This window comes from Streptomyces sp. 71268 (assembly GCF_029392895.1).
GTDB lineage: Bacteria > Actinomycetota > Actinomycetes > Streptomycetales > Streptomycetaceae > Streptomyces.
Genome location: NZ_CP114200.1, coordinates 6,913,321 through 6,937,862 on the forward strand (window position 1 = coordinate 6,913,321; position 24,542 = coordinate 6,937,862).

Genomic DNA, 24,542 nt, shown 5'->3' on the forward strand with positions numbered 1-24,542 from the left:
GCCCACGGGCGCGGCGCGACCGGCCGCGCCCGGGGCGGACCCGTCCGCGCCGGCGCCCGCGCTGGCGGAACTCCAGGCCCGGGCGGAGGGGGCGGCGGGGGAGCGCACCGTGTTCCTGCTCGCCCACACCGGCCGGCCCGCGGCCGTCCGCAGCGCCGAACTCGTCGTCCAGGGCCTGTTGCGCAGCGGCATCGGCGTGCGGGTGCTGGCGGCCGAGGCCGCGGACCTGCCGTTGCCCTCGCAGGTGGCGCGGGTCGACGCGACGCCGCGGGTGCTCGATGGCTGCGAACTCCTCATCGTGCTCGGCGGCGACGGCACCCTGCTGCGCGGCGCGGAGTTCGCCCGCACCTCGGGCGTGCCGATGCTCGGGGTCAACCTCGGCCGGGTGGGCTTCCTCGCCGAGGCCGAGCGGGACGACCTGGACCAGGTCGTGGAGCGGGTGGTCTCGCGCGCGTACGAGGTCGAGGAGCGGATGACGCTCGACGTGCTGGTCCGCAACGACGGCCACGTCGTGCACACCGACTGGGCGTTGAACGAGGCGTCGGTCGAGAAGGCCGCCAGGGAACGCCTGCTTGAGGTCGTCACGGAGGTGGACGGCCGCCCCGTCACCGGCTTCGGCGGCGACGGCGTCGTGTGCGCCACCCCCACCGGCTCGACGGCGTACGCGTTCTCGGCGGGCGGCCCCGTGGTGTGGCCGGAGGTGGAGGCGCTGCTGATGGTGCCCATCAGCGCGCACGCCCTGTTCGCCAAGCCGCTGGTCACCGCGCCCGATTCGGTGCTGGCGGTGGAGGTGCAGCCGCAGACCCCGCACGGGGTGCTGTGGTGCGACGGACGGCGCACCGTGGAGCTGCCCGCGGGGGCGCGCGTCGAGGTGCGGCGCGGCGCGGTGCCGGTGCGCCTGGCCCGGCTGCACCACGCCTCGTTCACCGACCGTCTGGTCGCGAAGTTCGCCCTGCCGGTGGCCGGCTGGCGCGGCGCTCCGCACTGATGCCGCACCGGCCCCGCCTGCCCCGAGCCGCCGCCACGAGCCCCGGGCCCGAACCGGCGCCCACCGGCCGCTTCGCCGATCGACGCGTTCGGCCACTACGCTCGGCTCAAGCCGGAGGCGGGCGGGAGGAGGCGCGAAGCGCTCGCTACCCTCCTCGGTGGACAGAACGACGCGAGCGGGAGTGTGGAGCAGACTCCCCAGGATTTCCCCAGAGGGGCAAGTGAGCACTCGCCGAGAGGAAAAGACGCAGGTCATAGCGGGTGCGCGCCCGCATCTCGAAGAGATGCGGATTCAGTCGCTCGGGGTGATCGACGATGCCGTCGTGGCACTGTCGCCCGGATTCACCGCGGTGACCGGCGAGACCGGGGCCGGCAAGACCATGGTGGTCACCAGCCTCGGCCTGCTGCTCGGCGGCCGGGCCGACGCCGCCCTGGTACGGATCGGCCACAAGGCGGCGGTCGTGGAGGGCCGGATCGTCATCGCCGACCGGGGCACGGTCGCCGACCGGGTCCAGGAGGCCGGCGCCGACGTCGACGAGGGCACCCTGCTGATCAGCCGCACCGTCTCCGCCGAGGGCCGCTCGCGCGCCCACGTCGGCGGCCGGTCGGTCCCGGTCGGGCTGCTCGGCGAACTCGCCGACGAGCTGGTGGCCGTGCACGGCCAGACCGACCAGCAGGGCCTGCTCAAGCCGGCCCGGCAACGACAGGCGCTCGACCGGTACGCCGGCGACGCCGTCGCCGCGCCCCTGGAGGCGTACACCGGCGCCTACCGCCGGCTGCGCGCCGTCTCCGCCGAGCTGACCGAGCTGACCACCCGCGCCCGCGAGCGGGCCCAGGAGGCCGACATGCTGCGGTTCGGCCTGGAGGAGATCGCCGCCGTCGAGCCGCGCCCGGGTGAGGACGCCGAGTTGGCCGCCGAGTCCCAGCGGCTCGGCCACGCCGAGGCCTTGGCCTCCGCCGCGAGCCTGGCGCACGCCGCGCTGGCCGGCGACCCGGAGGACCCGGAGGGCGTCGACGCGGCCACCCTGATCGCCGGCGCCCACCGCGCCGTCGAGGCCGTACGGTCCCACGACCCGGCGCTGGCCACCCTCGCCGACCGGCTGGGCGAGATCGGCATCCTGGCCGCCGACGTGGCGGGCGAACTCGCCGGATACGCGGACAACCTGGACGCCGATCCGCGACGCCTGGCGGCCGTGGAGGAGCGCCGGGCCGCCCTGGCCCAGCTCACCCGGAAGTACGGCGAGGACATCGCGTCCGTGCTGAGCTGGGCCGAGACGAGCGCGGCCCGGCTCGGCGAACTCGAGGGCGACGACGACCGGATCGGTGAACTGACCGCCGAACGCGACGCGCTGCGCGCCGAACTCGGCGCGCGGGCCCAGGAGTTGACCGAGGCCAGGAACGCGGCGGCCAAGCGGTTCGCCGACGCGGTCACCGGGGAGCTGGGCGAGCTGGCCATGCCGCACGCCCGGGTGACCTTCGCGATCCGGCAGACCGAGGTCGCCGACCCGCAGGAGGGCATCGAGGTGGACGGCCGGGCCGTCGCCTACGGTCCGCACGGCGCCGACGAGGTCGAGCTGCTCCTGGCCCCGCACCCGGGCGCGCCGCCCAGGCCCATCGCCAAGGGCGCCTCCGGCGGTGAGCTCTCGCGCGTGATGCTCGCGGTCGAGGTCGTGTTCGCCGGCTCCGACCCCGTGCCCACCTACCTCTTCGACGAGGTGGACGCGGGCGTCGGCGGCAAGGCGGCCGTGGAGGTGGGCCGACGGCTCGCCAAGCTCGCCGAGTCCGCGCAGGTCGTGGTGGTGACCCACCTGCCGCAGGTGGCCGCCTTCGCGGACCGGCACCTGGTGGTCGAGAAGACCCACGACGGCTCGGTGACGCGCAGCGGCGTCCAGGTGATGGAGGGCGAGGACCGGGTGCGCGAGCTGTCCCGGATGCTCGCCGGCCAGGAGGACTCGCAACTGGCCCGGGCACACGCGGAGGAACTCCTGGAGACCGCCCGCGCGGCGGCCCACACCACGCGCCGCCCGCGCGGCTAGAACCCGCGGCTTCGCAAGCCCGCCGCTCGCGCCCGCTGCTCGCGCCGGTCCGTACGAAGTGGCCGGCCGCCCCGCCCGGCGGCGGGGGCGCGGGCGGCGGTGTCGGTCGCGCCGGGGCGGCGGCGCCCGGGGGCGGGGTGACGGGACCGGCCGGGGGCTGCCGCCTCCGGCTGGTGGGACGCCGAGGCGGGGGCGCCGACTCGCTCGTGTGAGTGAATCCACCGCCAACCAGACGGCGGGCGTGAGCAAAAAGGCGGAAACAGTGGTGCCGCGACGCCGGCCACGGCTGGCATCCTGGGCGCGGCACATGTCACCAGCGCATGCCGCCCGCCACATCCCGCCCCACCCGTTCCGCCCCGCCTCTCCCCACGCCCTTGTCCGCCCCGCCCCGTGACGCCGCCACGCTACGCGCATCACTCGGCCCAAATCACCCCCAATCGCCCCTGCTGTCATCCCCGTCGCCCCCGTCACGCAGGCACCCGCGCCGTACGCCCGCCGGCCCCAGCAGTTCCCGCCCGACCCGCCTGCCCATCCCCATCCCCCACCCACCGCGCCGTCCCCGCCGTGCCGTCAACCGAGGAGCAGTGCCCGCGTGAGCCCTACCGTGAGCCGCCCCACGGCGTCAGCGCCAGGACCTGGTGTGACGCACGCGGTCCAGGTGCTCGGAAACGGGGCGTCCGAGAGCGGAGCGCAGGTGCGCTCGCTCGCGGCCGGGCTCGTGGCGCGGGGGCTGAGGGTGACCGTGTGCGGGCCGCGCGGCCTTGAGGCGGCCTACGGGTTCCGGGCGGCCGGGGCCCGGTTCGTCCCCGTGGAGCCGCGCGCCAGCGCCGCGACGCTGACCACGTTGCGGGCCGTGTGCGCGGACGCCGCGATCGTGCACGCGCACGGCACCGGGGCCGGCCTGTTGACCTCGCTCGCCCGCCGCGGCGGGACCGCGCCGCTGGTCGTCACCTGGCACGCCCGGCCCCCGGTGCACGGCGCCCGCGCCCACCTGCGATACCTGGCCGAGCGGCGGGTGGCGCGCGGCGCCCGCGTCGTCCTGGGCACCTCGGCCGACCTGGTGGACCTCGCGCGCCAGCGCGGCGCCAGGGACGCCAGGCTGGCACCGGTCGCGGTGCCGCCGCCCCCACCGGTGACCCGGGAGGAGGACCCGCGGCAGCGCAAGGCGCGGGCCGAACTCGGCGCCGTGGACCGGCCGTTGCTGTTCGCCGCCGGCCGCCTGGAGGAGCGGCAGGGGTTCGACGTGCTGCTCGACGCGGTCTGGGCCTGGCGCTCGGACGACCCGCCGCCCCTGTTGGCCATCGCGGGCGAGGGCCCGGAACGCGTCAGGTTGCAGCGTCGGATCGAGGCCGAGGGGCTGCCGGTGCGGCTGCTCGGCCGCCGCGACGACATGCCCGAACTGCTGGCGGCCGCGGACGTGGCGGTGCTGCCGAGCCGGTGGGACGCGCGCCCGCACCTCGCCCACGAGGCGCTGCACGCGGGGGTGCCGCTGGTGGCGACGGCAGTAGGCGGCGTGCCCGAACTCGTGGGCGACGGCGCGGAACTCGTCCCGTACGGCGATCCCGAGGCGCTGGCCCGCACGGTGCTCGGGCTGCTCGCCGACCCCGCCCGGCGCGGGCGGCTGGCCTCGGCCGGGCGCGCGCAGGCCGCGCGGTGGCCGACCGAGGACGACGCGGTCGCGCATGTGCTGGGCGTCTACGACGAGTTGACGGGCTGATTCGCCGGCGCCCACCCGGACCGGCCCGGGCGGCTACCCCGGCGCGGGCGGGCGGAGGGCGGCCGCGCCGCCGGGGTCACGACAGGTGGCGGCGGGCTTGGAGGGCCAGGCTGAGGGCGAGCACGGTGCGCGGTTCGTCCAGGTCGGTGCCGAGCAGCCGGGTGATCCGGGCCAGCCGGTCGTAGAGCGTCTGCCGGTTCACGTGCAGGGCGCGCGCCGTCTCGGCCTTGCGTCCCGCGTGGGCCAGGTACGCCATGAGCGTCGGCAGCAGCGGTGGCTTGGCCGCCTGGTCGTGTTCGAGGAGCGGGCCGATCATGCGGTGCACGAAGGCCGCGAGGTCGCCGTGTTCGCGCAGCCGCCACAGCAGCAGGTCCACCTCAAGGCCGCGCACGTCGTGCCACGGCCGGTCCGGCAGCCCGCGCGCCGCGCTCGCCGCCGACGCGGCGTGCCGCAACTCGGCCCCGGCGGCGTCCCAGCCACCCACCAGCCCCACCACGACCACCGGCGGCCCCGAGCGCGCCCCGCGCTGTCCGAGCGCCGGCGCCCGCTCGGGCCAGGCCCGCTCGACACCGGCCCGCAGCGCGCCCGCCACCCGCTCCGCGACCGCCACCCGCTCATCGGCCCCGCGCAGCCCGACCAGCAGCGGCACCCGTGCCTCCGGCAGGCGCACGCCCAACAGCGCCGGTACGCCGACCGCGGTCAGCTCCTCCCGCAGCGCCGAGGCGAGCGCGGCCCAGTGGTCGCCGCCGCCCAGCGGGGCCGTGGCGGTCGGCAGCGCCATCACCACCGGCAGCAGCGGCCCGTCGCCCGGCCGGAAGCCCAGCACCCGGGCCTGCGCGGGCGCGTCGGCCGCCGCGATCCGCTCCTCGGCCAGGTCGGTGAGGAAGTCGCCCCGGCCCCGCGCGGCGAGTTCCTCCTCCTGCCGAGCCTGGAGCAGCACCAGGGCCAGCAGCGTGGCTGTGCGCTCGGCCGCGATCCGGTGCACCGGTGCGAGCGGCCCCGCCACGGGCAGCACCACGAGCCGGGCCCGCACCGCGCCCGGCCCGGGGCCGCCGCCTGGCACGTCGACCAGCACGCTGCCGGCGGGCGGCTGCGGCGTCTCCTGGGTGTGGGTCGGGTCTCCGACGGCCGTCGCGGTCCCCGGGCGCCTGGCGCGCAGCCCGTCCCAGATCTGCAGCGGGTCGGCGAGCCCGGCCCGGCCGGTGGGCCCCGCCGCGTACAGCAGGCGTCCGTCCGGGGTCTCCAGGAAGACCGGGTTGTCGGCGAAGCGCGCGAACAGCCGCAGGATCTCCGGCACCCCGCCGCCGCGCAGCCGCACCTCGGCGCACTGCCGGTGCACCTCGTCGGCCTGGCGCAACAGCGCGTAGTGCGCGTTGACCAGTTCGGTGTGGATCTCCTCGGTGACCGCCACGAACGGCACCTCGCGGTGGAGTTGGACCAGCGGCAGCCCCAGCGAGCGGGCGGTGTCCACGACGGCCGCGGGCAGCGCGGTGAACCGCGAGCCGAGCTCCACCACCAGGGCCGCGATGCCGCGCTCGGCCAACGTGCGGACGTACGCGCGCTGTTCGGCCGCCCGGCTGCCCAGCCCGATGCCGGTGGTCAGCAGCAGCTCGCCACCCCTGAGCAGGGAGGCGATGCGCGGCGTCTCGCCCGCGTGCACCCAGCGCACCGGGCGCTGGAGTTCGCCCGGTGCGGTCAGGATCTCCGGCAGGCCACGGCGCAGCGCGGGCAGCTCAAGGGCCCGCGCCACGGTGATGGTGCCGGGCTCGGACACCGCGCCGGGGGTCAGCCGCCGTAGGCGCCGGAGGCGGTGAGCCGGAGCGCCGTGTCGATGAGGGGCACGTGGCTGAAGGCCTGCGGGAAGTTGCCCACCTGGCGCTTGAGGCGCGGGTCCCATTCCTCGGCGAGCAGCCCGAGGTCGTTGCGCAGGGCGAGCAGGCGCTCGAAGAGCTTGCGGGCCTCGTCCACCCGGCCGATCATCGCCAGGTCGTCGGCCATCCAGAACGAGCAGGCCAGAAAGGCTCCCTCGTCGCCGGGCAGCCCGTCCAGGTTCTCGTCGCCGCTGCTGGTGGGGTAGCGCATGATGAACCCGTCCGGCGTGGACAGTTCGCGCTGGATGGCCTCGATGGTGCCGATGACCCGCTTGTCGTCCGGGGGCAGGAAGCCCATCTGCGGGATGAGCAGCAGCGAGGCGTCCAGCTCCTTGGAGCCGTAGGACTGCGTGAAGGTGTTGCGTTCCTTGTCGTAACCCTTCTCGCACACGTCGCGGTGGATGGCGTCGCGCATCTCGCGCCAGCGCTCCAACGGGCCGTCCGCGTCGCCCGCCTCGATGAGCTTGATGGTGCGGTCGACCGCGACCCAGGCCATCACCTTGGAGTGCACGAAGTGCCGACGCGGGCCGCGCACCTCCCAGATGCCCTCGTCCGGCTCGTACCAGTGCTTCTCCAGGTAGCTGATCAGCTTGAGCTGCAGGACGCTGGCGTAGTCGTTGCGGGCCAGGCCGGTCATGTGCGCCAGGTGCAGCGCCTCGGTGACCTCGCCGTACACATCGAGCTGGAGCTGACCGGCCGCGCCGTTGCCAACCCGTACCGGCTGCGAGCCCTCGTAGCCCGGCAGCCACGGCAACTCGGTCTCGCCCAGCTCCCGTTCGCCGGCGATGCCGTACATGATCTGGAGGTTCTCCGGGTCACCGGCGACCGCGCGCAGCAGCCACTCGCGCCAGGCGCGGGCCTCGTCGCGGTAGCCGGTGCGCAGCAGCGAGGACAGGGTGATGGCCGCGTCCCGCAGCCAGGTGAAGCGGTAGTCCCAGTTGCGCACGCCACCGACCTCCTCGGGCAGCGAGGTGGTGGGCGCGGCAACGATGCCACCGGTGGGCGCGTACGTCAGGGCCTTGAGCGTGATCAGCGAGCGGACCACCGCGTCCCGGTAGGGGCCGTGGTACGTGCAGTGCTCGACCCACTCGCGCCAGAAGTCCTCGGTCGCCTCAAGCGAGGTCTCCGGCTCCGGCAGCGCGGGCTGGCCCTTGTGCGAGGGCTCCCAGCTGATCGTGAAGGCGATGCGCTCACCGGGCGAGACGGTGAAGTCCGAGTAGGTGGTGAGGTTCTTGCCGTACGTCTCGGCGGTGGTGTCGTGCCAGACCGAGTCGGGCCCGGCGACGGCCACCGTGCGGCCCTCCACCTTGTGCACCCAGGGCACCACGCGACCGTAGGAGAAGCGCATGCGCAGCTCGGAGCGCATGGGCACGCGTCCGCTGACGCCCTCCACGATGCGGATGAGCTGCGGCGCCCCGTCGCGCGGCGGCATGAAGTCGATGATCCGCACGGTGCCGCGCGGGGTGTCCCACTCCGATTCCAGGACCAGCGAGTCACCGCGGTAGCGGCGCCGGTCGGCGTGCGGCGCGGGGGTGTCGGCCGGGTGGGCCGGGCCGAGCCGCCAGAAGCCGTGTTCCTCGGTGCCCAACAGCCCCGCGAAGATGGCGTGGGAGTCGAAGCGGGGCAGACACAGCCAGTCGGCGCTGCCATCCCTGTTGATCAAGGCGGCGGTCTGCATATCGCCAATGAGTGCGTAATCTTCGATGCGCCCGGCCACGTGCATCCCCATTCGAACGGCCACCTCGCCCCGCGGGGCGTCTTGCGGTCTTACGGCTTTGGATCTTGGACGAGCTGGTACTCCGGAGGCAAACGGGGTTTGGTGCCACACCGGTCGGCTCGCAGCGTGCGTCCGTGCAGGATACGTCCCACGGGCTTGATCCGTGGGCAGAGTCCCACATGGTGGCCGCGGCCTGGTGCGCCGATCGGGTGGTGAGGTAGTGGCGGCTGCGGACGATGTGTGCGCACCGTGTGCGCCCGGTGTCGAGGCCCGGCGCTCCGGTGCAGGTCAGCGACTTCCCGGGCAGCCTGTTCCAGAAGCCGGGGCGGTGCCTTCGGGAGCGGCGACCCCGGCGCGCTGATAGCCTGGTATCCCGTGGAAACCGGTGGGCACCCCAGCGACATTTCGGGTGACCCCGGACCGCAGCGACGGCATCGCCCGACTTCGGGACGGTGTCGGACGCACCTCACTTCGCGATCCCACGGGAGCCCCCTCTTGGCACTGCCACCCACATCCATGACGACCAAGCACATCTTCGTCACCGGGGGTGTCGCCTCCTCCCTCGGCAAGGGGCTGACGGCCTCCAGTCTGGGTGCGCTGCTGAAGGCGCGGGGCCTGCGGGTCACCATGCAGAAGCTCGACCCGTACCTGAACGTCGACCCCGGCACGATGAACCCGTTCCAGCACGGTGAGGTCTTCGTCACCAACGACGGCGCCGAGACCGACCTGGACATCGGTCACTACGAGCGCTTCCTCGACGTGGACCTCGACGGCTCGGCCAACGTCACCACCGGCCAGGTGTACTCGCAGGTCATCGCCAAGGAGCGGCGCGGCGAGTACCTCGGCGACACCGTCCAGGTCATCCCGCACATCACCAACGAGATCAAGCACCGCATCCGGCGCATGGCCACCGACGACGTCGACGTGGTGATCACCGAGGTCGGCGGCACCGTCGGCGACATCGAGTCGCTGCCGTTCCTGGAGACCGTGCGCCAGGTGCGGCACGAGGTGGGCCGGGACAACGTCTTCGTGGTGCACATCTCGCTGCTGCCCTACATCGGCCCCTCCGGCGAGCTGAAGACCAAGCCGACCCAGCACTCCGTGGCGGCGCTGCGCAACATCGGCATCCAGCCCGACGCCATCGTGCTGCGCGCCGACCGACACGTGCCCACCGCGATCAAGCGCAAGATCTCGCTGATGTGCGACGTGGACGAGGCGGCCGTGGTGGCGGCGATCGACGCCAAGTCGATCTACGACATCCCCAAGGTGCTGCACACCGAGGGCCTGGACGCCTACGTCGTCCGCAAGCTGGACCTGCCCTTCCGGGACGTCGACTGGACGACCTGGGACGACCTGCTCGACCGGGTGCACAACCCCGACCACGAGGTGACGGTCGCCCTCGTCGGCAAGTACATCGACCTGCCCGACGCCTACCTCTCGGTGACCGAGGCCATCCGCGCCGGCGGCTTCGCGAACAAGGCGCGGGTCAAGGTCAAGTGGGTCACCTCCGACGACTGCACCACGCAGGCCGGGGCCCACGAACAACTCGGCGACGTGGACGCGATCGTCATCCCCGGCGGCTTCGGCGAGCGCGGCGTCAACGGCAAGGTGGGCGCGATCCAGTACGCCCGCGAGGCGCGGATCCCGCTGCTCGGCCTGTGTCTGGGCCTGCAGTGCATCGTCGTGGAGGCCGCGCGCAACCTGGCGGGCATCGGCGGGGCCAACTCCACCGAGTTCGAGCCGGCCGCCACCGACCCGGTCATCTCCACCATGGCCGAGCAGCTCGACATCGTCGCGGGCGAGGGCGACATGGGCGGCACCATGCGGCTCGGCATGTACCCGGCCAAGCTCGCCGAGGGCTCCATCGTCCGCGAGGTCTACGCCGACCAGCCCTACGTCGAGGAGCGGCACCGGCACCGCTACGAGGTCAACAACGCCTACCGGGCCGAGCTGGAGAAGAAGGCCGGCATCGTCTTCTCCGGCACCTCGCCCGACAACAAGCTGGTCGAGTACGTCGAGTACCCGCGCGAGGTCCACCCGTACCTGGTCGGCACCCAGGCCCACCCGGAGCTGCGCTCCCGCCCGACCCGCCCGCACCCGCTCTTCGCCGGCCTGGTCAAGGCCGCCGTGGCGCGCCAGCGCGCCGCGGCCGAGCAGACCGGCGCCGCGGCCGGGACCGAGGGGCGGACCAGCGCGTCCTGACGCCGCGCCGCACCGATACGGTTGCCGGGGTACGGGCCGCCCAGCGGCGCGTACCCCGGTGTCGTGTCCGGGCCGCCGGCCCGCCCCGGCGGGCTCGCGCCGTGCGGCACCGGCGCAGCTCCACACCGCACAGCCAGCTCAGGAAGGCGCACAGATGGGCATCAAGGACATCGCCGAGGAATGGCGGGTCGTGTCGACCAGCACGCCGTTCACCGGCAACAAGACCAGCGTCCGCACGGACGAGGTCGTCATGCCCGACGGGTCCACCGCGACCCGCGACTACCAGGTGCACCCCGGCTCCGTCGCCATCCTCGCCCTCGACGAGGAGGACCGCGTACTGGTCCTGCGCCAGTACCGGCACCCGGTGCGTCACAAGCTCTGGGAGATTCCGGCCGGCCTGCTCGACGTGCCGGGCGAGAACCCGCTGCACGCGGCCCAGCGCGAGCTGTACGAGGAGGTGCACGTCAAGGCCGAGGACTGGCGCGTGCTCACCGACGTCTACACCACGCCCGGCGGCTGCGACGAGTCGGTGCGTATCTTCCTGGCCCGCCAGATCTCGGACGCCGAGGGCGAGCGCTTCGAGGTCTCGGGTGAGGAGGCCGACATGGAGTTCGCCCGCGTTCCGGCCGCCGAGCTGGCCCGTGGCGCCCTCGCCGGCGAACTGCACAACAACTCCTTGGTAGTGGGCGTGCTCGCGCTGCTGGCCGCGCAGGCCGGCGACGGCCTCGACGCGCTGCGCCCGGCCGACGCCCCGTGGCCGGCCCGCCCGTTCGACGCCTGACGGCCGGCCCAGGCCGCCCCGGCGCGTGCCACCGGGGCGGACCAGCGGAAGTTTCCGACGGGGGAGACCGGCGCCTTCGGCGGACACCGTCCGCGTGCCCCACGGCCGGCCGCCGGTCGCACCGGCCCCACCGGTCCCCGTGCCCCCCTCGCCCGCTGTCCGGCCTCCGCCCGCCGGCCGGCCTCCGCCCGCTGACCGGCGTGCCGGCGCTCAGCGGTCCAGGACGCGGGCGAGTTCGGCGAGCGCGGCGGTCAGGCGCGCCGGCGTGACGCCGCGCTCGCGCTGGTAGGCGAAGACGTCGGGCGCCAGCGGGGCCAGCAGGGCATCCGCCAGCGCGTCCGGATCGGCCACCCCGGCCGCGCGCAGCAGGGCCATGACGTGAGCGCGCCAGAAGCCGTAGGCGCCGGTGGCGTACCGCCGGGCGCCGGTCTCGGCGCCGAGCGCCAGGTGGACGTGGCGGTCGAGGAGTTCGACCATGGCCGCGTAGAAGGCGGCCAGCCGTTCACGCGGCGGCGCCCCCGGGCCCAGCGGCGGCGGGCCCTGGAGCAACTCGTGTTGCAGGGCCTTCTCGTGCTCGTCCAGCAGCGCGGTGGCGATGGAGGCGACGTCCGGGTACCGCCGGTACAGCGTCCCCCGGCCGACGCCGGCGGCCCGCGCGATGTCCTCCATCGTGACGGTGCGCGGGTCCTTCGCGGCGAACAGCTCGGCCGCGGCGGCGAGCACTTTTTCCCGATTGCGAGCGGCATCGGCGCGTTCCTTGGTCACGGGGTCAGCGTAGAACCCTCTCCGGAATAAGTGGACGGCCTGTCCAGTTGCTAGTCTTCGACCGCGCAACCGGACACCGTGTCCGCTTTGCTGACTCCAGGGAGGCACCTCATGAGCTCCACCCTGCTGCACCTCGACGCGAGCGCGCGCCGCGCTTCCTTCAGCCGCGAACTGGGCGACGCCGTCGCCGACGCCTGGCGCGCGGCGCACCCGGACGGCACCTACCTCCACCGCGACCTCGCGCGCGATCCCGTCCCGCACATCGACGAGGCGTGGACCGAACTGTGCGACCACCTCCTGGAGCGCCAGATCGCCGACCCGCACCGGTACCGGGAGGCGGTCCGCACCCCGGCCCAGGCCGCGACCTGGGCCGTCGTCGAGCCGCTGCTGGCCGAACTCCTCGCCGCGGACGTGGTGTTGATGGCCGCGCCGATGTACAACTTCTCCATACCCTCCGCCCTCAAGGCGTGGATCGACCAGGTGACCTTCCCGAAGATGTCCCTGGCCCCCCGCCGCTTCGTCGTCGCCCACGCCCGCGGCGGCGCGTACGGGCCCGGCACGCCGCGCCACCCGTACGACCACCAGGAGCGGTACCTGCGCGACTTCATCCAGGGGCACTATGCCGTCGACGACGTCACCTTCGTCGGCACCGAACTGGTCAACTCCCGCCTCGACCCCGCCCTGGCGGCCCGTCGCGCCCAGCACGACGACTCCCGGGCAGCCGCGCTCGCCGCCGCCCGGAAGCTGGGGAGCGCGCTGTGAGCTGGCTGTTGCTGCTGGCCGCCGGTGCCGTGGAGGTGGCCTGGTCGCAGAGCATCAAGCCCACGGCGGGCTTCACCCGACCGCTGCCCACCCTGGTCTGCTTCCTCCTCGCCGCCGGCGCCGTCTACCTGTTGTCGCTGGCGATGCGGGACCTGCCGGTGGGCACGGCGTACGCGGTGTTCACCGGGATCGGCGCCATCGGCGCCATCGCCCTCGGCATCGCGCTGAACAAGGACCCGGTGAGCGCCGGCCGGGTGGCCGCGCTGGCGCTCATCATCGCCGGCGTCGCCCTCGCGCGCGTCACCTCGCCCGAGTAGCGGGGCCGGGCGGGCGAGGGGCGGGGAGGCGGCGGGTGCGGACGTGCCGGTCGCCTCCCCGGCGTTGATCGTGGAAGATTCTGAATGTTAAATGTCGAGTATGCAGATGAGCGAGGGCGTCGAGTGGGCCTTGCACAGTTGCCTCAACCTCGCCTGGGCGGAGCAGCAGGCCGTGACGGCGCGGAAGTTGGCGGCGTTCTACGACCTGCCGCCGGCGTACCTGAACCGGCAACTCCAGGCGTTGGCCCGCGCCGGCATCGTCGCCTCGACCTCCGGGCCGCGCGGCGGCTTCCGGCTCGCGCGGGCGCCGGAGCAGATCACGCTCCTGGACGTCGTGGTCGCGATCGAGGGTGGCCGGGACGCCTTCCGGTGCCAGCAGATCATGCGTGACGGGCCCGGCGGGCGGTCGGACGTCGACTACCGCAGACACTGCCTGGTCTCCCAGGCGATGAGCCGGGCGGAGCTGGCGTGGCGGCGGGAACTGGCCGCCCAGACGCTCGCCGACCTCAGGGACTCGGTCGAGGCCAAGCATCCCGACGCGCCACGGATGGCACGAAACCGCCTGGCCCAACCCGTGCGCTGAGCCGCGCCAGACCGTGGCGCGGCCTCCACCGTGAAAATTCCTGAATATTTTTTGTCCAGAAACGAAAGGATCGAGATGCAACCTCGTATGGCGAACGTGTACAAGGTCGCCGGCCGTGGCTATCAGGCCCTGTCCGCGATGGAGGAGTTCCTGCGCGACAGCCCCGCGCCCGACGACGTCCTGGAACTGGTCCGCCTGCGGGTCAGCCAGATCAACGGCTGCTCGCTCTGTGTCGACCTGCACGCGCACCGGGCCAGCGACGCGGGCGAGACCAACGAACGGCTGTGGTCGGTCGCCGCGTGGCGGGACGCGCCGTTCTACAGCGACCGGGAACGCGCCGCGCTGGCGCTCGCCGAGGCGGTCACGCGCATCGCGGACAACCCCGCGGGCGTGCCCGACGACGTCTGGGACACCGCCGCCCGCCACTTCGCCCCGGACGCGCTCGCCGCCCTGGTGATGGCCATCGCGTCGGTGAACGCCTGGAACCGCGTCAACGTCGCCGCGGGGCTGGTGGCCGGCTCCTTCCGGTGAGGGCCTGACCCCCACCGCGAAGCCCCGCCGGGAAGCGGGGCGCCCCGTCGGCGGGCGCCCCGCCCGGCGACACGGCCGCCACGCGTGACGGCCCCGGGCGGCGCCTGCCTGACGGTCCGACAGGGGTCCGCGACCGCCGCGCGAGGACCCGCGGCCCGGCGCCAATCCGATCAGGTGATTTTCGGGGTACGCGGCCCGCCGAGGCCGCCCGCCGCGCGGCAGCCAGTGAACTACGCTCGTCTCGCCCGACCGCGCCCGCGGCCGGCGTATGCGCAGGACTGGGTCTCCCCGCGCGCGGCGGGGAATAAGGAGCGTGGCCCGTGGCGGAGCAGGCGGTGGACACCCGGGGGGACGTCCCGCCGGACGAGCTCGCGACACCGCGGTCAGAGGTGCCACCGGGGGACATACGAACCCCGCGGCCCGACCCTGACCCCGACGCGGCTCGGCACGCGCCCGCGACCGAGCCGGCGGCGACGGCGGAGCCGGAGCGGACGACTCCGGGCGCTCCGTGCGCGGAACCCGGCGAGCCCGCGAGCCCGTCGCCCGCCGCCCGGCCGGGGGCCGCGAAGGCGCCCACCGAGGCGTCCGCGAGCCGCGCCCCGGGGCGGCCCGGGCCCGCCGCGCTGCCCAGCGGGTTCACCGGACGTCGGCAGGAGCTGGCCTCCCTGCGCGCCGACATCGACCGGGCCGGCCTCGACACGCTGGCCGGCCGCAAGGCCCCGCGCGGCCGGGTGCTGCTCATCGCGGGCCGGCCGGGCTCCGGTCGTACGGCGCTGGCCGAGGCGTTCATCGCGCAGGTCGCCGACCGCTACCCGAGCGGGGTGCTGCGCGCCGGGCTGACCACACCCGACGGCGAGCCGGTGCCCGTCGCCCGCGTCGCCCGCGACCTGCTGAGCGCGCTCGGGGTCTCCGCGCCCCCGGGCGCCGACGAGGACGAGCTGACCGAGGCGTTGCGCGCCGCCCTCGCCGGGCGGCGCGCGCTGCTGCTCCTGGACGACGCGGACAGCGCCGAACAGGTCGACGCCCTGGTGCCGGACGCGCCCGACTGCCTGCTCCTGGTGGTCAGCCGTGGCCCGCTGACCGGGGTGCCAGACGTTCGGCCGTGCACCGTCGGCGGCCTGGACGGGCAGGCCGCCATCGCGCTGCTCACCCAGTACGCCGGGCCCACCCGGATCACCGTCGACCCGGTGGCGGCCAGCACCGTCGTGGAGGAGTGCGGCGCGCAGCCCGCCGTGCTCGCGCTGGTCGGCGGCTGGCTCGCGGCCCGCCCCATGGCCTCGGTCTCGGACGCCGCCGCGCGGCTGCGGGAGCTGGCGGCCGAGGCCGGCTCCGAGCACTCGGGGCGCCCGCTGGCCCGGGCCCTGCGCCTGGTGCACGCGTCGCTGCCGGCCCGGACCGCCCGGCTGCTGCGGTTGCTGGCGCTGGCCCCCGGCGGCTGGGCCGACGCCCACACCGCGTCGGCGCTCGCCGGCTGCTCGGTGCCCAGCGCGCAGGAGACGCTGGCCGACTTCCTGGCCCACGGGCTGCTGCGCCCGCTGCCACCGGAGGGCGCGGCCCGCGCCGCCGCGCGCGACGTGATGCCGCCCCGCTACCAGGTGCCCGGCTGCCTGATGCCCGGACTGACCGCGCTGCTGCGCGAGCACGAGCGGGCCGCCGAGGTCGAGTTGGCCCGGGCGCGCATGCTGGAGCGCTCCGTACGGCTGCTGCACTCGGCCCACCTGGCCGCGGCGCCGGACGACGAGGCCAAGGAGCAGCGCAGCGCCGAACTGCCCGCGGCGCTGCGCTTCCCGAACCGGGCCGAGGCCGCCCGGTGGCTGCGCTCGCGCCAGCCCGCACTGCTGGCGGCCGCCCGCCTCGCGGCCGCCGACGGCGGCCTGGACACGCTGGCCAGGCGCATGCTGTCGGCGCTGACGCACGCGCTGGCCGCGCACCGGGGCGCCGGCGGCGCGGCGCCGGAGCTGTACGAACTGCACGGGTTGCTGCTCGACGTCGCCACGCGCAGGGACCTTCCCCTGGAGCGGGCGGCGGCGCTGTTGAACCTCGGCGACCTCGACGCGCGGGCCCAGCGCCCGGACGCGGCGCTCGCCCGCTACCGGGGCGCCCTCAAGGCCGCGCGGGTGGCCGACGACCCGTACTCCATCGGCCGGGCCCTGGAGTCCATCGGCGCCACCTACCACGAGCTGGGCGACTGGGACCGGGCCGCCGACTGGTACCGGCGCGCCCTCGAACTGCGCCTGACCCGGCACGAGCTGGCCGACCAGGCGCGGCTCTACGGCCGCCTCGGCACGGTGCACGCGTGCGCCGGTCGCTGGAGCGAGGGGCTGCGCGGTTGGCGGGCCTCGGCCGCGGCGTGGCGCAGGCTCGGCGACCAGGCCGGTTACGCGCGGGCGCTGGCCGAGGTGGCGCGGGTGTGGGAGTTCGCGGGCCGGCCGCGCGAGGCGTTGCGCACCTGTCAGGAGGCGCTGGAGCACGCGCGGGAGGCGGGGGACCCGCGGGCGCTCGCGGTGGTGCGGCTGCGGCTCGCGGACGCCCTGCAACGGCTCGGCGACCAGCCGGCCGCGGAGTTGCACCGGCGGGAGGCCGGCCGGCTCGTCGGGCCGCGAAATCCGCGCAGGGTACCGGCGGCCGCTAAAGCCGTACCGGAGGCCGAAACGGAGGACGCTGGAGAGCCGGTCCATAGGGGCAAGCCGGACTCGACCTGCGAAACCAGCAGCACTCCCCGGCAAGATTGATGCAATGCAAGGCTAGACAGCGCGACATCCTTCATTAGACTGGGAGTACCGCGACCACCACGGTCGTTTCCGGTATGCACATGCATTGCCGATATTGTCCGGAAAATCCCAGAATCAAGGACCGTGATCGACGTGAAGGTCGGCATCCCCCGCGAGGTCAAGAACAACGAGTTCCGGGTGGCCATCACCCCCGCTGGCGTGCACGAGCTCGTGCGCCATGGCCACCAGGTCTTCATCGAGCAGGGTGCCGGCCTCGGCTCCTCGATCGCGGACGAGGAGTACACCGGCGCCGGTGCGACCATCCTCGCCACCGCGGACGAGGTGTGGGCCACGGCCGACCTGCTGCTCAAGGTCAAGGAGCCGATCGCGGAGGAGTACCACCGCCTCCGCAAGGACCAGACCCTCTTCACCTACCTGCACCTGGCCGCCTCCCGCGAGTGCACGGACGCCCTCCTGGAGTCCGGCACCACCGCCATCGCGTACGAGACCGTGGAGACCGCGGGCCGCCAGCTTCCGCTGCTCGCGCCGATGTCCGAGGTCGCCGGGCGGATCGCCCCGCAGGTCGGCGCCTACCACCTGATGCGCTCGGCCGGTGGCCGCGGCGTGCTGCCCGGCGGCGTCCCCGGCGTGCAGGCCGGCAAGGCCGTCGTCATCGGCGGCGGCGTCTCCGGCTGGAACGCCACGCAGATCGCGGTCGGCATGGGCTTCCACGTCACGCTCCTCGACAAGGACATCAACAAGCTGCGCGAGGCGGACAAGGTCTTCGGCACCAAGGTGCAGACCATCACCTCCAACGCCTACGAGCTGGAGCGCGCGGTCCTCGACGCCGACCTGGTCATCGGTGCCGTCCTGATCCCCGGCGCCAAGGCCCCGAAGCTCGTCACCAACGAGCTGGTGTCCCGGATGAAGCCCGGAAGTGTACTTGTCGACATTGCGATCGACCAGGGTGGCTGCTTCGAGGACTCGCACCCGACCACGCACGCCGAGCCGACCTTCCCGGTCCACAACTCGGTCTTCTACTGCGTCGCCAACATGCCCGGCGCGGTGCCCAACACCTCTACCTACGCCCTGACCAACGCCACGCTGCCCTACATCGTGGAGCTGGCCAACCGTGGCTGGCGCGACGCGCTGCGGCGCGACCCCGCGCTCGCCAAGGGCCTCAACACCCATGACGGCCAGGTCGTTTACGGCCCCGTCGGCGAGGCGCACGGCCTGGCCACCGTCGAACTGAGCACCCTGCTCGGCTAGATCGACGCCGAGGAAAGCAACACCGAATCCGTGGCCGGGTCTTGCCGTGTGGCGAGGCCCGGCCACGGGTGCGTGCGACGCGCCCGGGGAACCACGCGATCCGGCCTCGTGTCAACTCGCCTTGAACGCAACTTTTCAGCCGCTATGGGCGACTGGGAAACCTCGACGCGGGCCGCCTCTCACCCTTGACATCCGGGTGTTCCCTTGCCGACACATCGGGCCGGGTCCGGTGGATTGTGTTGCTGCGAACCGCCGACACGCCATAGAGTCGCCAATCGTCGGCATGGTGTCACGCTGACCAATCGAGAAATTTCCTGGTCACCAAGGAGGTAGGACGACTTGTGGTTGAGTCGACATTTTCTCCCGGGGGTGGTCAACCAGGAATGGGTGCGCGGGGCCAGAGTCCCTCGGGGCAACGGGCTGTCGGCTCCGTCGCTGTCCACACCTTCGCTGCCCACCAGAGCATGACGAGAGCCCACCAGAGCATGGACGGCCAACACGTGAACGCCATGGCCGGCGAGCAGGGCGGAACCGACCCCGCGACCTTCGCCGACTACGACGCAATGCCCGAGGGGCGCTTCTACGACCCCGACGCCGAGTACGAGCCCGATCCCGAGTACGCGGCCACCCTCGCGCCCGACGCGGCCCGTCAGCGCCGCGAGCGCATCGGCCCCACCGGGCGCCCGCTGCCGTACTTCCCGATCCCGGGACCGCTCACCGAGCACGGCCCCGCGAAGATCATCGCGATGTGCAACCAGAAGGGCGGGGTGGGCAAGACCACCTCGACCATCAACCTGGGCGCCGCGCTCGCCGAGTACGGCCGCCGCGTGCTGCTGGTGGACTTCGACCCGCAGGGCGCCCTGTCGGTCGGCCTCGGCGTGAACCCGATGGAGCTGGACCTCACGGTCTACAACCTGCTCATGGAGCGGGGCATGTCGGCCGACGAGGTGCTGCTCAAGACGGCCGTGCCCAACATGGACCTGCTGCCGAGCAACATCGACCTGTCGGCGGCCGAGGTGCAGTTGGTCAGCGAGGTGGCCCGCGAGTCCACGCTCCAGCGCGCGCTCAAGCCCCTGCTGGCCGACTACGACTACATCGTCATCGACTGCCAGCCCTCGCTCGGCCTGTTGACGGTGAACGCGCTCACCGCCGCGCACAAGGTCATCGTGCCGCTGGAGTGCGAGTTCTTCGCGCTGCGCGGTGTGGCGCTGCTCACCGAGACCATCGAGAAGGTCCAGGAGCGGCTCAACCCCGACCTGGAGCTGGACGGCATCCTCGCCACGATGTACGACTCCCGCACGGTGCACAGCCGTGAGGTGCTCGCGCGCGTCGTCGAGGCGTTCGACGACCACGTCTACCACACGGTTATCGGCCGCACCGTGCGCTTCCCGGAGACGACCGTGGCCGGCGAGCCGATCACCACGTACGCCTCCAACTCCGTCGGTGCCGCCGCCTATCGCCAGCTCGCCAGGGAGGTGCTCGCCCGGTGTCCCGCCGAGTGAGTCTGCCCGGAGCCGACGAACTGTTCCGTACCACCGGGGGCACCGCCCTCCAGGCGTCCTCTCCCCGCCGGCAGGCGGGCGGCGAGGAGCGGGCGCTGCCCGCCGACGCCCGGGGCCGGGTGCCGGCCCCGGCGTCCGAGGGGGACGCAGAGGCGGCGCGGCGCGCGGCCGAGGCCGACGAGCGGGCCGGCGCCGGCCACGAGGGCCGGGACGGACACGAGAGCGGACCGGAGCAGCCGGGCGAGCGCCGCGCGCCGGCCGCGCAGGAACGACCCAAGGGACGCCAGGCGCAGGACGGTCCGACCCCACCCGCGCAGGCGCGCCGCCGCGGCCGGGCCGCGGGCCGCCGGCCCAGCGGCCGGGAGCGCCACGACGAGAAGATCACGGTCTACGTCTCCGCCGAGGAGCTGATGGACCTCGAACACGCGCGCCTGGTGCTGCGCGGCGAGCACGGGCTGGCCGTGGACCGTGGGCGCATCGTCCGCGAGGCGGTCGCCGTCGTCCTCGCCGACCTGGAGTCGCGCGGCGACGCGAGCATTCTCGTGCGCCGGCTGCGCGGTCGCTGACCGGCGCGGAGATCCCGCACATCGCGGGGCGGCGGCGGTAACCTGCCCGCTCGTACGGGCCTTTCGCCCGCCCCCGCACCTTGGACCCCCATGCCCACGAACGACGACCCCGCCCCGGCCACGCCGCCGCGCGCCCCGCGCCGCAGCCTCGGCCGGGGCCCGGGCACGCACCAGGGCACCACCCCACCGCCCCCCGATCCGGCGACCGCCGAGCCCACCGGCCCCGTCGGGCCCCCCGAGCCCACCGGCCCTGTCGGGCCCCCCGAGCCCGCCGGCATGCCGGAGCCCGTCGGCGTGCCGCAGCCCGCCGAACCCGCTGAGCCGCCCCGGGAGGCCGCGCCGGAGCCGGCCGGCGACCCGGAGGCCACGGGGCCGCGCACGGCCGCTGACGGCGCCGCCGAGGCCCCGCGCGGGGACGCCCCGCCCCAGCGGCCAGGCGCCGACGACGTACGGCCGGGCGCGGAACCCGCAGCGGAGGCAGGCGCCGACGACGTACCGCCGGGTGCGGAACCCCAAACGGAGGCGGTGGAGGCGGCGGATGGGACCGGCGAGCCGGCCGCCGACGACGGTCGGTTCACGGTCCGGCTCGCCAACTTCGAGGGCCCCTTCGACCTGCTCCTCCAGCTCATCTCCAAGCACAAGATGGACGTCACCGAGGTGGCGCTCTCGCAGGTCACCGATGAGTTCATGGCGCACATCCGCGCCATGGGACCGGACTGGGACCTCGACCAGACGACGGAGTTCCTGGTGGTGGCCGCGACCCTGCTCGACCTGAAGGCGGCCCGGCTGTTGCCGTCGGCCGAGGTCGAGGACGAGGCCGACCTCGCCCTCCTCGAAGCCAGGGACCTGCTGTTCGCGCGGCTGCTCCAGTACCGGGCCTACAAGCGGATCGCCGACATCTTCCAGGAGCGGCTGGACGACGAGGCCCGGCGCTACCCGCGCACCGTCGGCCTGGAGGCGCACCACGCCGAGCTGCTGCCGGAGGTGGTGATCCGGATAGGGGCGGACGGCTTCGCGAAGCTGGCCGTGAAGGCGATGCAGCCCAAGGCCAAGCCGCAGGTGTACGTCGACCACATCCACGCGCCGCTGGTCAGCGTCCGGGAGCAGGCCGAGGTCGTGATCGCGCGGCTGCGCCAGCTCGGCGCGACCGACTTCCAGACCCTGACCGACGACGCCCCCGACACCCTCACCGTCGTGGCCCGCTTCCTCGCACTCCTTGAGCTGTACCGGGAGCGGGTCATCACGCTGGACCAGGAGGAGGCGCTCGGCGCGCTCCGCGTCCGCTGGACCGGCGCCGAGGGGGAACGGCCGCGCGTCACCGACGAGTTCGACCAACAACCGGGCGAGCGCGAGCCGGCCGCGGCGCGGCCCACCGCCGACTCTGAACCCCGTACCGCTGAGGCGGACCAGGGCGGCGCGGCGGACGAGCTGGCGGCCGGTACGAGCGCGGCGGGGCCGGCCGACGCGGGGCCGGCCGACCAGCGGCCGGGAGGGCCCGGACCAGGCAGCGAGTGGGAGGCGCGGCGATGACCGAGCGGGACGAGGCAGCGGAGCGGCGGACGTCACCTGCGCCCGCCGAGCAGGTGGGGCCCCCGCCGGGCGGCGCGGGCCCGGCCGAGGCGCACCCCGCGCCGGGGCCGGACGCGACGCGGGCGGCCGACCCGAGCACGCCGTACCCGGCCGGGGACGGCGACCCCGAGGACGCCGGCGACCCCGACGGCGCCGGAGACGCCGGGGACGCCGGGGGAGAGGCGGACCCCGACGGCGATGGCGACGGCGCCGGTGGGGTGGCCAGGCTCGCGTTGCGGCCCGCGCTGGAGGCCGTGCTGATGGTGGTCGACGAGCCGGCCACCGAGGAACACCTGGCCAAGGTGCTGGGCCGGCCCCGGCGCGCGGTGGCCGACGCGGTGCGGGAGCTGGCCGACGAGTACACCCGCCAGGGGCGCGGCTTCGAGCTGCGCCTGGTGGCGGGGGGCTGGCGGTTCTACACCCGGCCCGAGTACGCCGCGGCCGTCGAGGGCTTCGTGCTCGACGGCCAACAGGCCAGGCTCACCCAGGCCGCGTTGGAGACGTTGGCCGTCGTCGCGTACCGTCAACCGGTCAGCCGTTCGCGCGTCTCCGCCGTACGCGGAGTGAACTGCGACGGCGTGATGCGGACCCTCCTGCAGCGCGGTCTGGTGGAGGAGGCGGGCACGGAACCCGAAACAGGTGCGATCCTGTACAGGACGACGAACTACTTTCTGGAGCGGATGGGCCTGCGGGGCCTGGACGAGTTGCCCGAGCTGGCACCGTTTCTGCCGGAGGTGGACGCCGTCGAGGCGGACTCGCTTGAGGGGGTCCCCTCGTTCGACCCGGACGCACCGGACGACGCAGACACCACGACGGCCCACTCGACTACGGAACCTTGATGCGAAGCAGTGACAGGAACAGCGGCGGCAACCGGAACCCCCGGAGCGGGGGTGGCGGCAGGCGTGACGACAAGCCACGGCGCTCGGGCACGCCCCGGCCCGAGGAGCGCCGCTACGACGTCGGCAGCACGGGGCAGTCGGGCGCGAACCGGCCGGGCGGCGTCGGCGGCGGCAAGGGCGCGCCGAAGGGCGGCCCGAAGGCGGGCGGCCGCGGCGGCCCGGCGGCCGGCGGCCGTGGCGGCGCCCCGGCGGGTGGCCGTGGCGGTGCCCCGGCGGGCGGTCGCGGTGGCGCGGCCGGGCGGCCGGGCGGCGGCCGAGGGCGCTCCGTCCCGGCCCGCCCGCGCGAGCTGGACGCGCAGATCGAGGAGCGCAACCGGGCCCGGCACAACAAGCCGAAGCTCAACCTGCCCAAGACCTTCGGCGGCGAGGACGGCGAGCGGCTGCAGAAGGTGCTCGCCCGGGCCGGCATGGGCTCGCGGCGCGCCTGCGAGGAGCTGATCGACCAGGCCAGGGTCGAGGTGAACGGGCAGATCGTCACCGAGCAGGGGCTGCGCGTGGACCCCGAGAAGGACGAGATCAAGGTGGACGGCCTGACCGTCGCCACCCAGTCGTACCTGTTCTTCGCCCTCAACAAGCCCGCCGGCGTCGTCTCCACCATGGAGGACCCGGACGGCCGCCAGTGCCTCGGCGACTACGTCACCAACCGCGAGACCCGGCTCTTCCACGTCGGGCGCCTCGACACGGAGACCGAGGGCGTCATCCTGCTCACCAACCACGGTGAGCTGGCGCACCGCCTCACCCACCCCCGGTACGGCGTGAAGAAGACCTACCTCGCCGCGATCCAGGGCCCCATCCCGCGTGACCTCGGCAAGCAGCTCAAGAACGGCATCGAGCTGGAGGACGGGTACGCCCGCGCCGACCACTTCAAGGTGGTCGAGAACGTCGGCAAGAACTACCTGGTCGAGGTCACGCTGCACGAGGGTCGCAAGCACATCGTGCGCCGCATGCTCGCCGAGGCCGGGTTCCCGGTCGAGAAGCTGGTCCGCACGCACTTCGGGCCGATCCCGCTCGGCGACCAGAAGTCGGGCTGGCTGCGCCGGCTGACCAACACCGAGGTCGGGATGCTCATGCGCGAGGTGGACCTCTAACCACACCGCACGGCCCGGGGCCCGTGCGCGGCGCGGGGCTGGCCAGTCGGCCCGGCCCCGGCGCTGACGGCCCCGGGGCCGTCAGCGGTCCCGTCACGACCAGGGGCCGAGCGAGACCGCGCGTCCCTCCTCGTCCCGCTTGACCTCCATCATCCCGGCCACCGCGGTCCGGTTGATGTGCCCGTACACGTGCGGGAACCGGGTCGCGGCGGACACGCCGGGCGGCGGCGCGGGGTCGGCGGCCTCCCAGCGCACCATCACGTCCAGCTTCCCCTCGTCGATGAGCAGCACCATCAGCGGGCCGACGGCGTACCGGAAGCGGGCCGTGGCCACGGCCAGCGTCGTGGCCTCGTCGGGCGAGCAGTGCACGAATCCGTCCTCGGCGAGCGAGCGCGGGGCGTACGGGCGGTCGGGCGCGACCAGCCAGTCGTCCAGGGGAACCACGTGGTAGATCATGCGGAACGTTCTACCGGAACCGGGGCGCTTCGTACCCCCTCCGCCCCGCCGCACGGCGCATTGCGCCCCACTTGCCCGCCCCGGCCGCCTGCCGGACACAAGGCCCCCGCGCGGCCCACCCACGCCCCGCCACGCGCCCGTCTCGGCTGCTGGGCGTCGGGCCGGCGGCCGGCCGGCGCTGGTTAGGGTGGCGGTACGCGGTAGGTGACAGCG

At 74.4% G+C, this 24,542-nt stretch carries 20 protein-coding genes; 16 read left to right on the forward strand and 4 right to left on the reverse strand.

Annotation, left to right across the window (positions count from 1 at the left end; genetic code table 11):
* Window positions 1–61 precede the first annotated feature (61 nt).
* From OYE22_RS27640 to OYE22_RS27650, 3 genes are all read left to right on the forward strand, one after another.
* Window positions 62–988, forward strand: coding sequence for an NAD kinase (locus tag OYE22_RS27640; protein WP_277324351.1), 927 nt, complete (start codon window positions 62–64; stop codon window positions 986–988).
* Between the two features lie 283 nt (window positions 989–1,271).
* The gene (gene recN / locus OYE22_RS27645) at window positions 1,272–3,023 is read left to right on the forward strand and encodes a DNA repair protein RecN (RefSeq protein ID WP_277324352.1); all 1,752 of its coding nucleotides are present in this window, start codon (window positions 1,272–1,274) and stop codon (window positions 3,021–3,023) included.
* A 640-nt stretch (window positions 3,024–3,663) separates the two neighbouring features.
* Window positions 3,664–4,740, forward strand: coding sequence for a glycosyltransferase family 4 protein (locus tag OYE22_RS27650; protein WP_277322918.1), 1,077 nt, complete (start codon window positions 3,664–3,666; stop codon window positions 4,738–4,740).
* Between the two features lie 76 nt (window positions 4,741–4,816).
* Here OYE22_RS27650 and OYE22_RS27655 read toward each other — a convergent pair whose 3' ends face one another.
* Window positions 4,817–6,514, reverse strand: a complete 1,698-nt coding sequence (locus tag OYE22_RS27655; RefSeq protein WP_277322919.1) for a PucR family transcriptional regulator — start codon at window positions 6,512–6,514, stop codon at window positions 4,817–4,819.
* A gap of 11 nt (window positions 6,515–6,525) precedes the next feature.
* The gene (locus tag OYE22_RS27660; protein WP_277324353.1) at window positions 6,526–8,328 is read right to left on the reverse strand and encodes a glycoside hydrolase family 15 protein; all 1,803 of its coding nucleotides are present in this window, start codon (window positions 8,326–8,328) and stop codon (window positions 6,526–6,528) included.
* A gap of 516 nt (window positions 8,329–8,844) precedes the next feature.
* On the opposite strand from OYE22_RS27660, the gene OYE22_RS27665 reads away from it, so the two are divergent.
* Window positions 8,845–10,530, forward strand: a complete 1,686-nt coding sequence (locus OYE22_RS27665; protein ID WP_277322920.1) for a CTP synthase — start codon at window positions 8,845–8,847, stop codon at window positions 10,528–10,530.
* A 154-nt stretch (window positions 10,531–10,684) separates the two neighbouring features.
* Window positions 10,685–11,311 carry an NUDIX hydrolase gene (locus OYE22_RS27670; RefSeq protein ID WP_277322921.1) on the forward strand — a complete coding sequence of 209 codons (627 nt, stop codon included), beginning with the start codon at window positions 10,685–10,687 and terminating at the stop codon, window positions 11,309–11,311.
* Window positions 11,312–11,521: 210 nt separating this feature from the next.
* Here the strand turns inward: OYE22_RS27670 and OYE22_RS27675 are convergent, their stop codons facing one another.
* The gene (locus OYE22_RS27675) at window positions 11,522–12,076 is read right to left on the reverse strand and encodes a TetR family transcriptional regulator (protein WP_277322922.1); all 555 of its coding nucleotides are present in this window, start codon (window positions 12,074–12,076) and stop codon (window positions 11,522–11,524) included.
* Window positions 12,077–12,187: 111 nt separating this feature from the next.
* Here OYE22_RS27675 and OYE22_RS27680 point away from each other — a divergent pair, with 111 nt between their 5' ends.
* From OYE22_RS27680 to OYE22_RS27730, 11 genes are all read left to right on the forward strand, one after another.
* Window positions 12,188–12,838 (forward strand): NAD(P)H-dependent oxidoreductase, encoded by a 651-nt coding sequence (locus OYE22_RS27680; protein ID WP_277322923.1) that lies wholly within the window; start codon window positions 12,188–12,190, stop codon window positions 12,836–12,838.
* Entirely contained in the window at window positions 12,835–13,155 is a 321-nt protein-coding gene (locus tag OYE22_RS27685) for a multidrug efflux SMR transporter (protein ID WP_277322924.1), read from the forward strand. Before OYE22_RS27680 ends, OYE22_RS27685 begins: the two co-directional genes overlap by 4 nt.
* Before the next feature lie 100 nt (window positions 13,156–13,255).
* A complete protein-coding gene (locus OYE22_RS27690; RefSeq protein ID WP_277324354.1) occupies window positions 13,256–13,738 on the forward strand; it encodes an Rrf2 family transcriptional regulator in 483 nt (160 codons plus the stop codon).
* Between the two features lie 75 nt (window positions 13,739–13,813).
* On the forward strand, window positions 13,814–14,269 hold the full coding sequence (locus tag OYE22_RS27695; protein ID WP_277322925.1) for a carboxymuconolactone decarboxylase family protein: 456 nt from the start codon (window positions 13,814–13,816) through the stop codon (window positions 14,267–14,269).
* Window positions 14,270–14,892: 623 nt separating this feature from the next.
* Window positions 14,893–17,001 (forward strand): tetratricopeptide repeat protein, encoded by a 2,109-nt coding sequence (locus OYE22_RS27700; RefSeq protein WP_277324355.1) that lies wholly within the window; start codon window positions 14,893–14,895, stop codon window positions 16,999–17,001.
* Window positions 17,002–17,133: 132 nt separating this feature from the next.
* A complete protein-coding gene (ald, locus tag OYE22_RS27705; RefSeq protein ID WP_277324356.1) occupies window positions 17,134–18,249 on the forward strand; it encodes an alanine dehydrogenase in 1,116 nt (371 codons plus the stop codon).
* A 383-nt stretch (window positions 18,250–18,632) separates the two neighbouring features.
* Entirely contained in the window at window positions 18,633–19,751 is a 1,119-nt protein-coding gene (locus tag OYE22_RS27710; protein WP_176160924.1) for a ParA family protein, read from the forward strand.
* Window positions 19,736–20,317 carry a hypothetical protein gene (locus OYE22_RS27715; RefSeq protein ID WP_277322926.1) on the forward strand — a complete coding sequence of 194 codons (582 nt, stop codon included), beginning with the start codon at window positions 19,736–19,738 and terminating at the stop codon, window positions 20,315–20,317. Before OYE22_RS27710 ends, OYE22_RS27715 begins: the two co-directional genes overlap by 16 nt.
* A 90-nt stretch (window positions 20,318–20,407) precedes the next feature.
* The gene (locus OYE22_RS27720; protein WP_277322927.1) at window positions 20,408–21,847 is read left to right on the forward strand and encodes a segregation/condensation protein A; all 1,440 of its coding nucleotides are present in this window, start codon (window positions 20,408–20,410) and stop codon (window positions 21,845–21,847) included.
* Window positions 21,848–22,104: 257 nt separating this feature from the next.
* Window positions 22,105–22,725 carry an SMC-Scp complex subunit ScpB gene (scpB, locus tag OYE22_RS27725; RefSeq protein WP_277324357.1) on the forward strand — a complete coding sequence of 207 codons (621 nt, stop codon included), beginning with the start codon at window positions 22,105–22,107 and terminating at the stop codon, window positions 22,723–22,725.
* The gene (locus OYE22_RS27730) at window positions 22,725–23,873 is read left to right on the forward strand and encodes a pseudouridine synthase (RefSeq protein WP_277322928.1); all 1,149 of its coding nucleotides are present in this window, start codon (window positions 22,725–22,727) and stop codon (window positions 23,871–23,873) included. The genes scpB and OYE22_RS27730 overlap by 1 nt, the downstream gene beginning before the upstream one ends.
* Window positions 23,874–23,966: 93 nt before the next feature.
* Here the strand turns inward: OYE22_RS27730 and OYE22_RS27735 are convergent, their stop codons facing one another.
* On the reverse strand, window positions 23,967–24,329 hold the full coding sequence (locus OYE22_RS27735; RefSeq protein WP_277322929.1) for a DUF952 domain-containing protein: 363 nt from the start codon (window positions 24,327–24,329) through the stop codon (window positions 23,967–23,969).
* Between the last annotated feature and the right edge of the window lie 213 nt (window positions 24,330–24,542).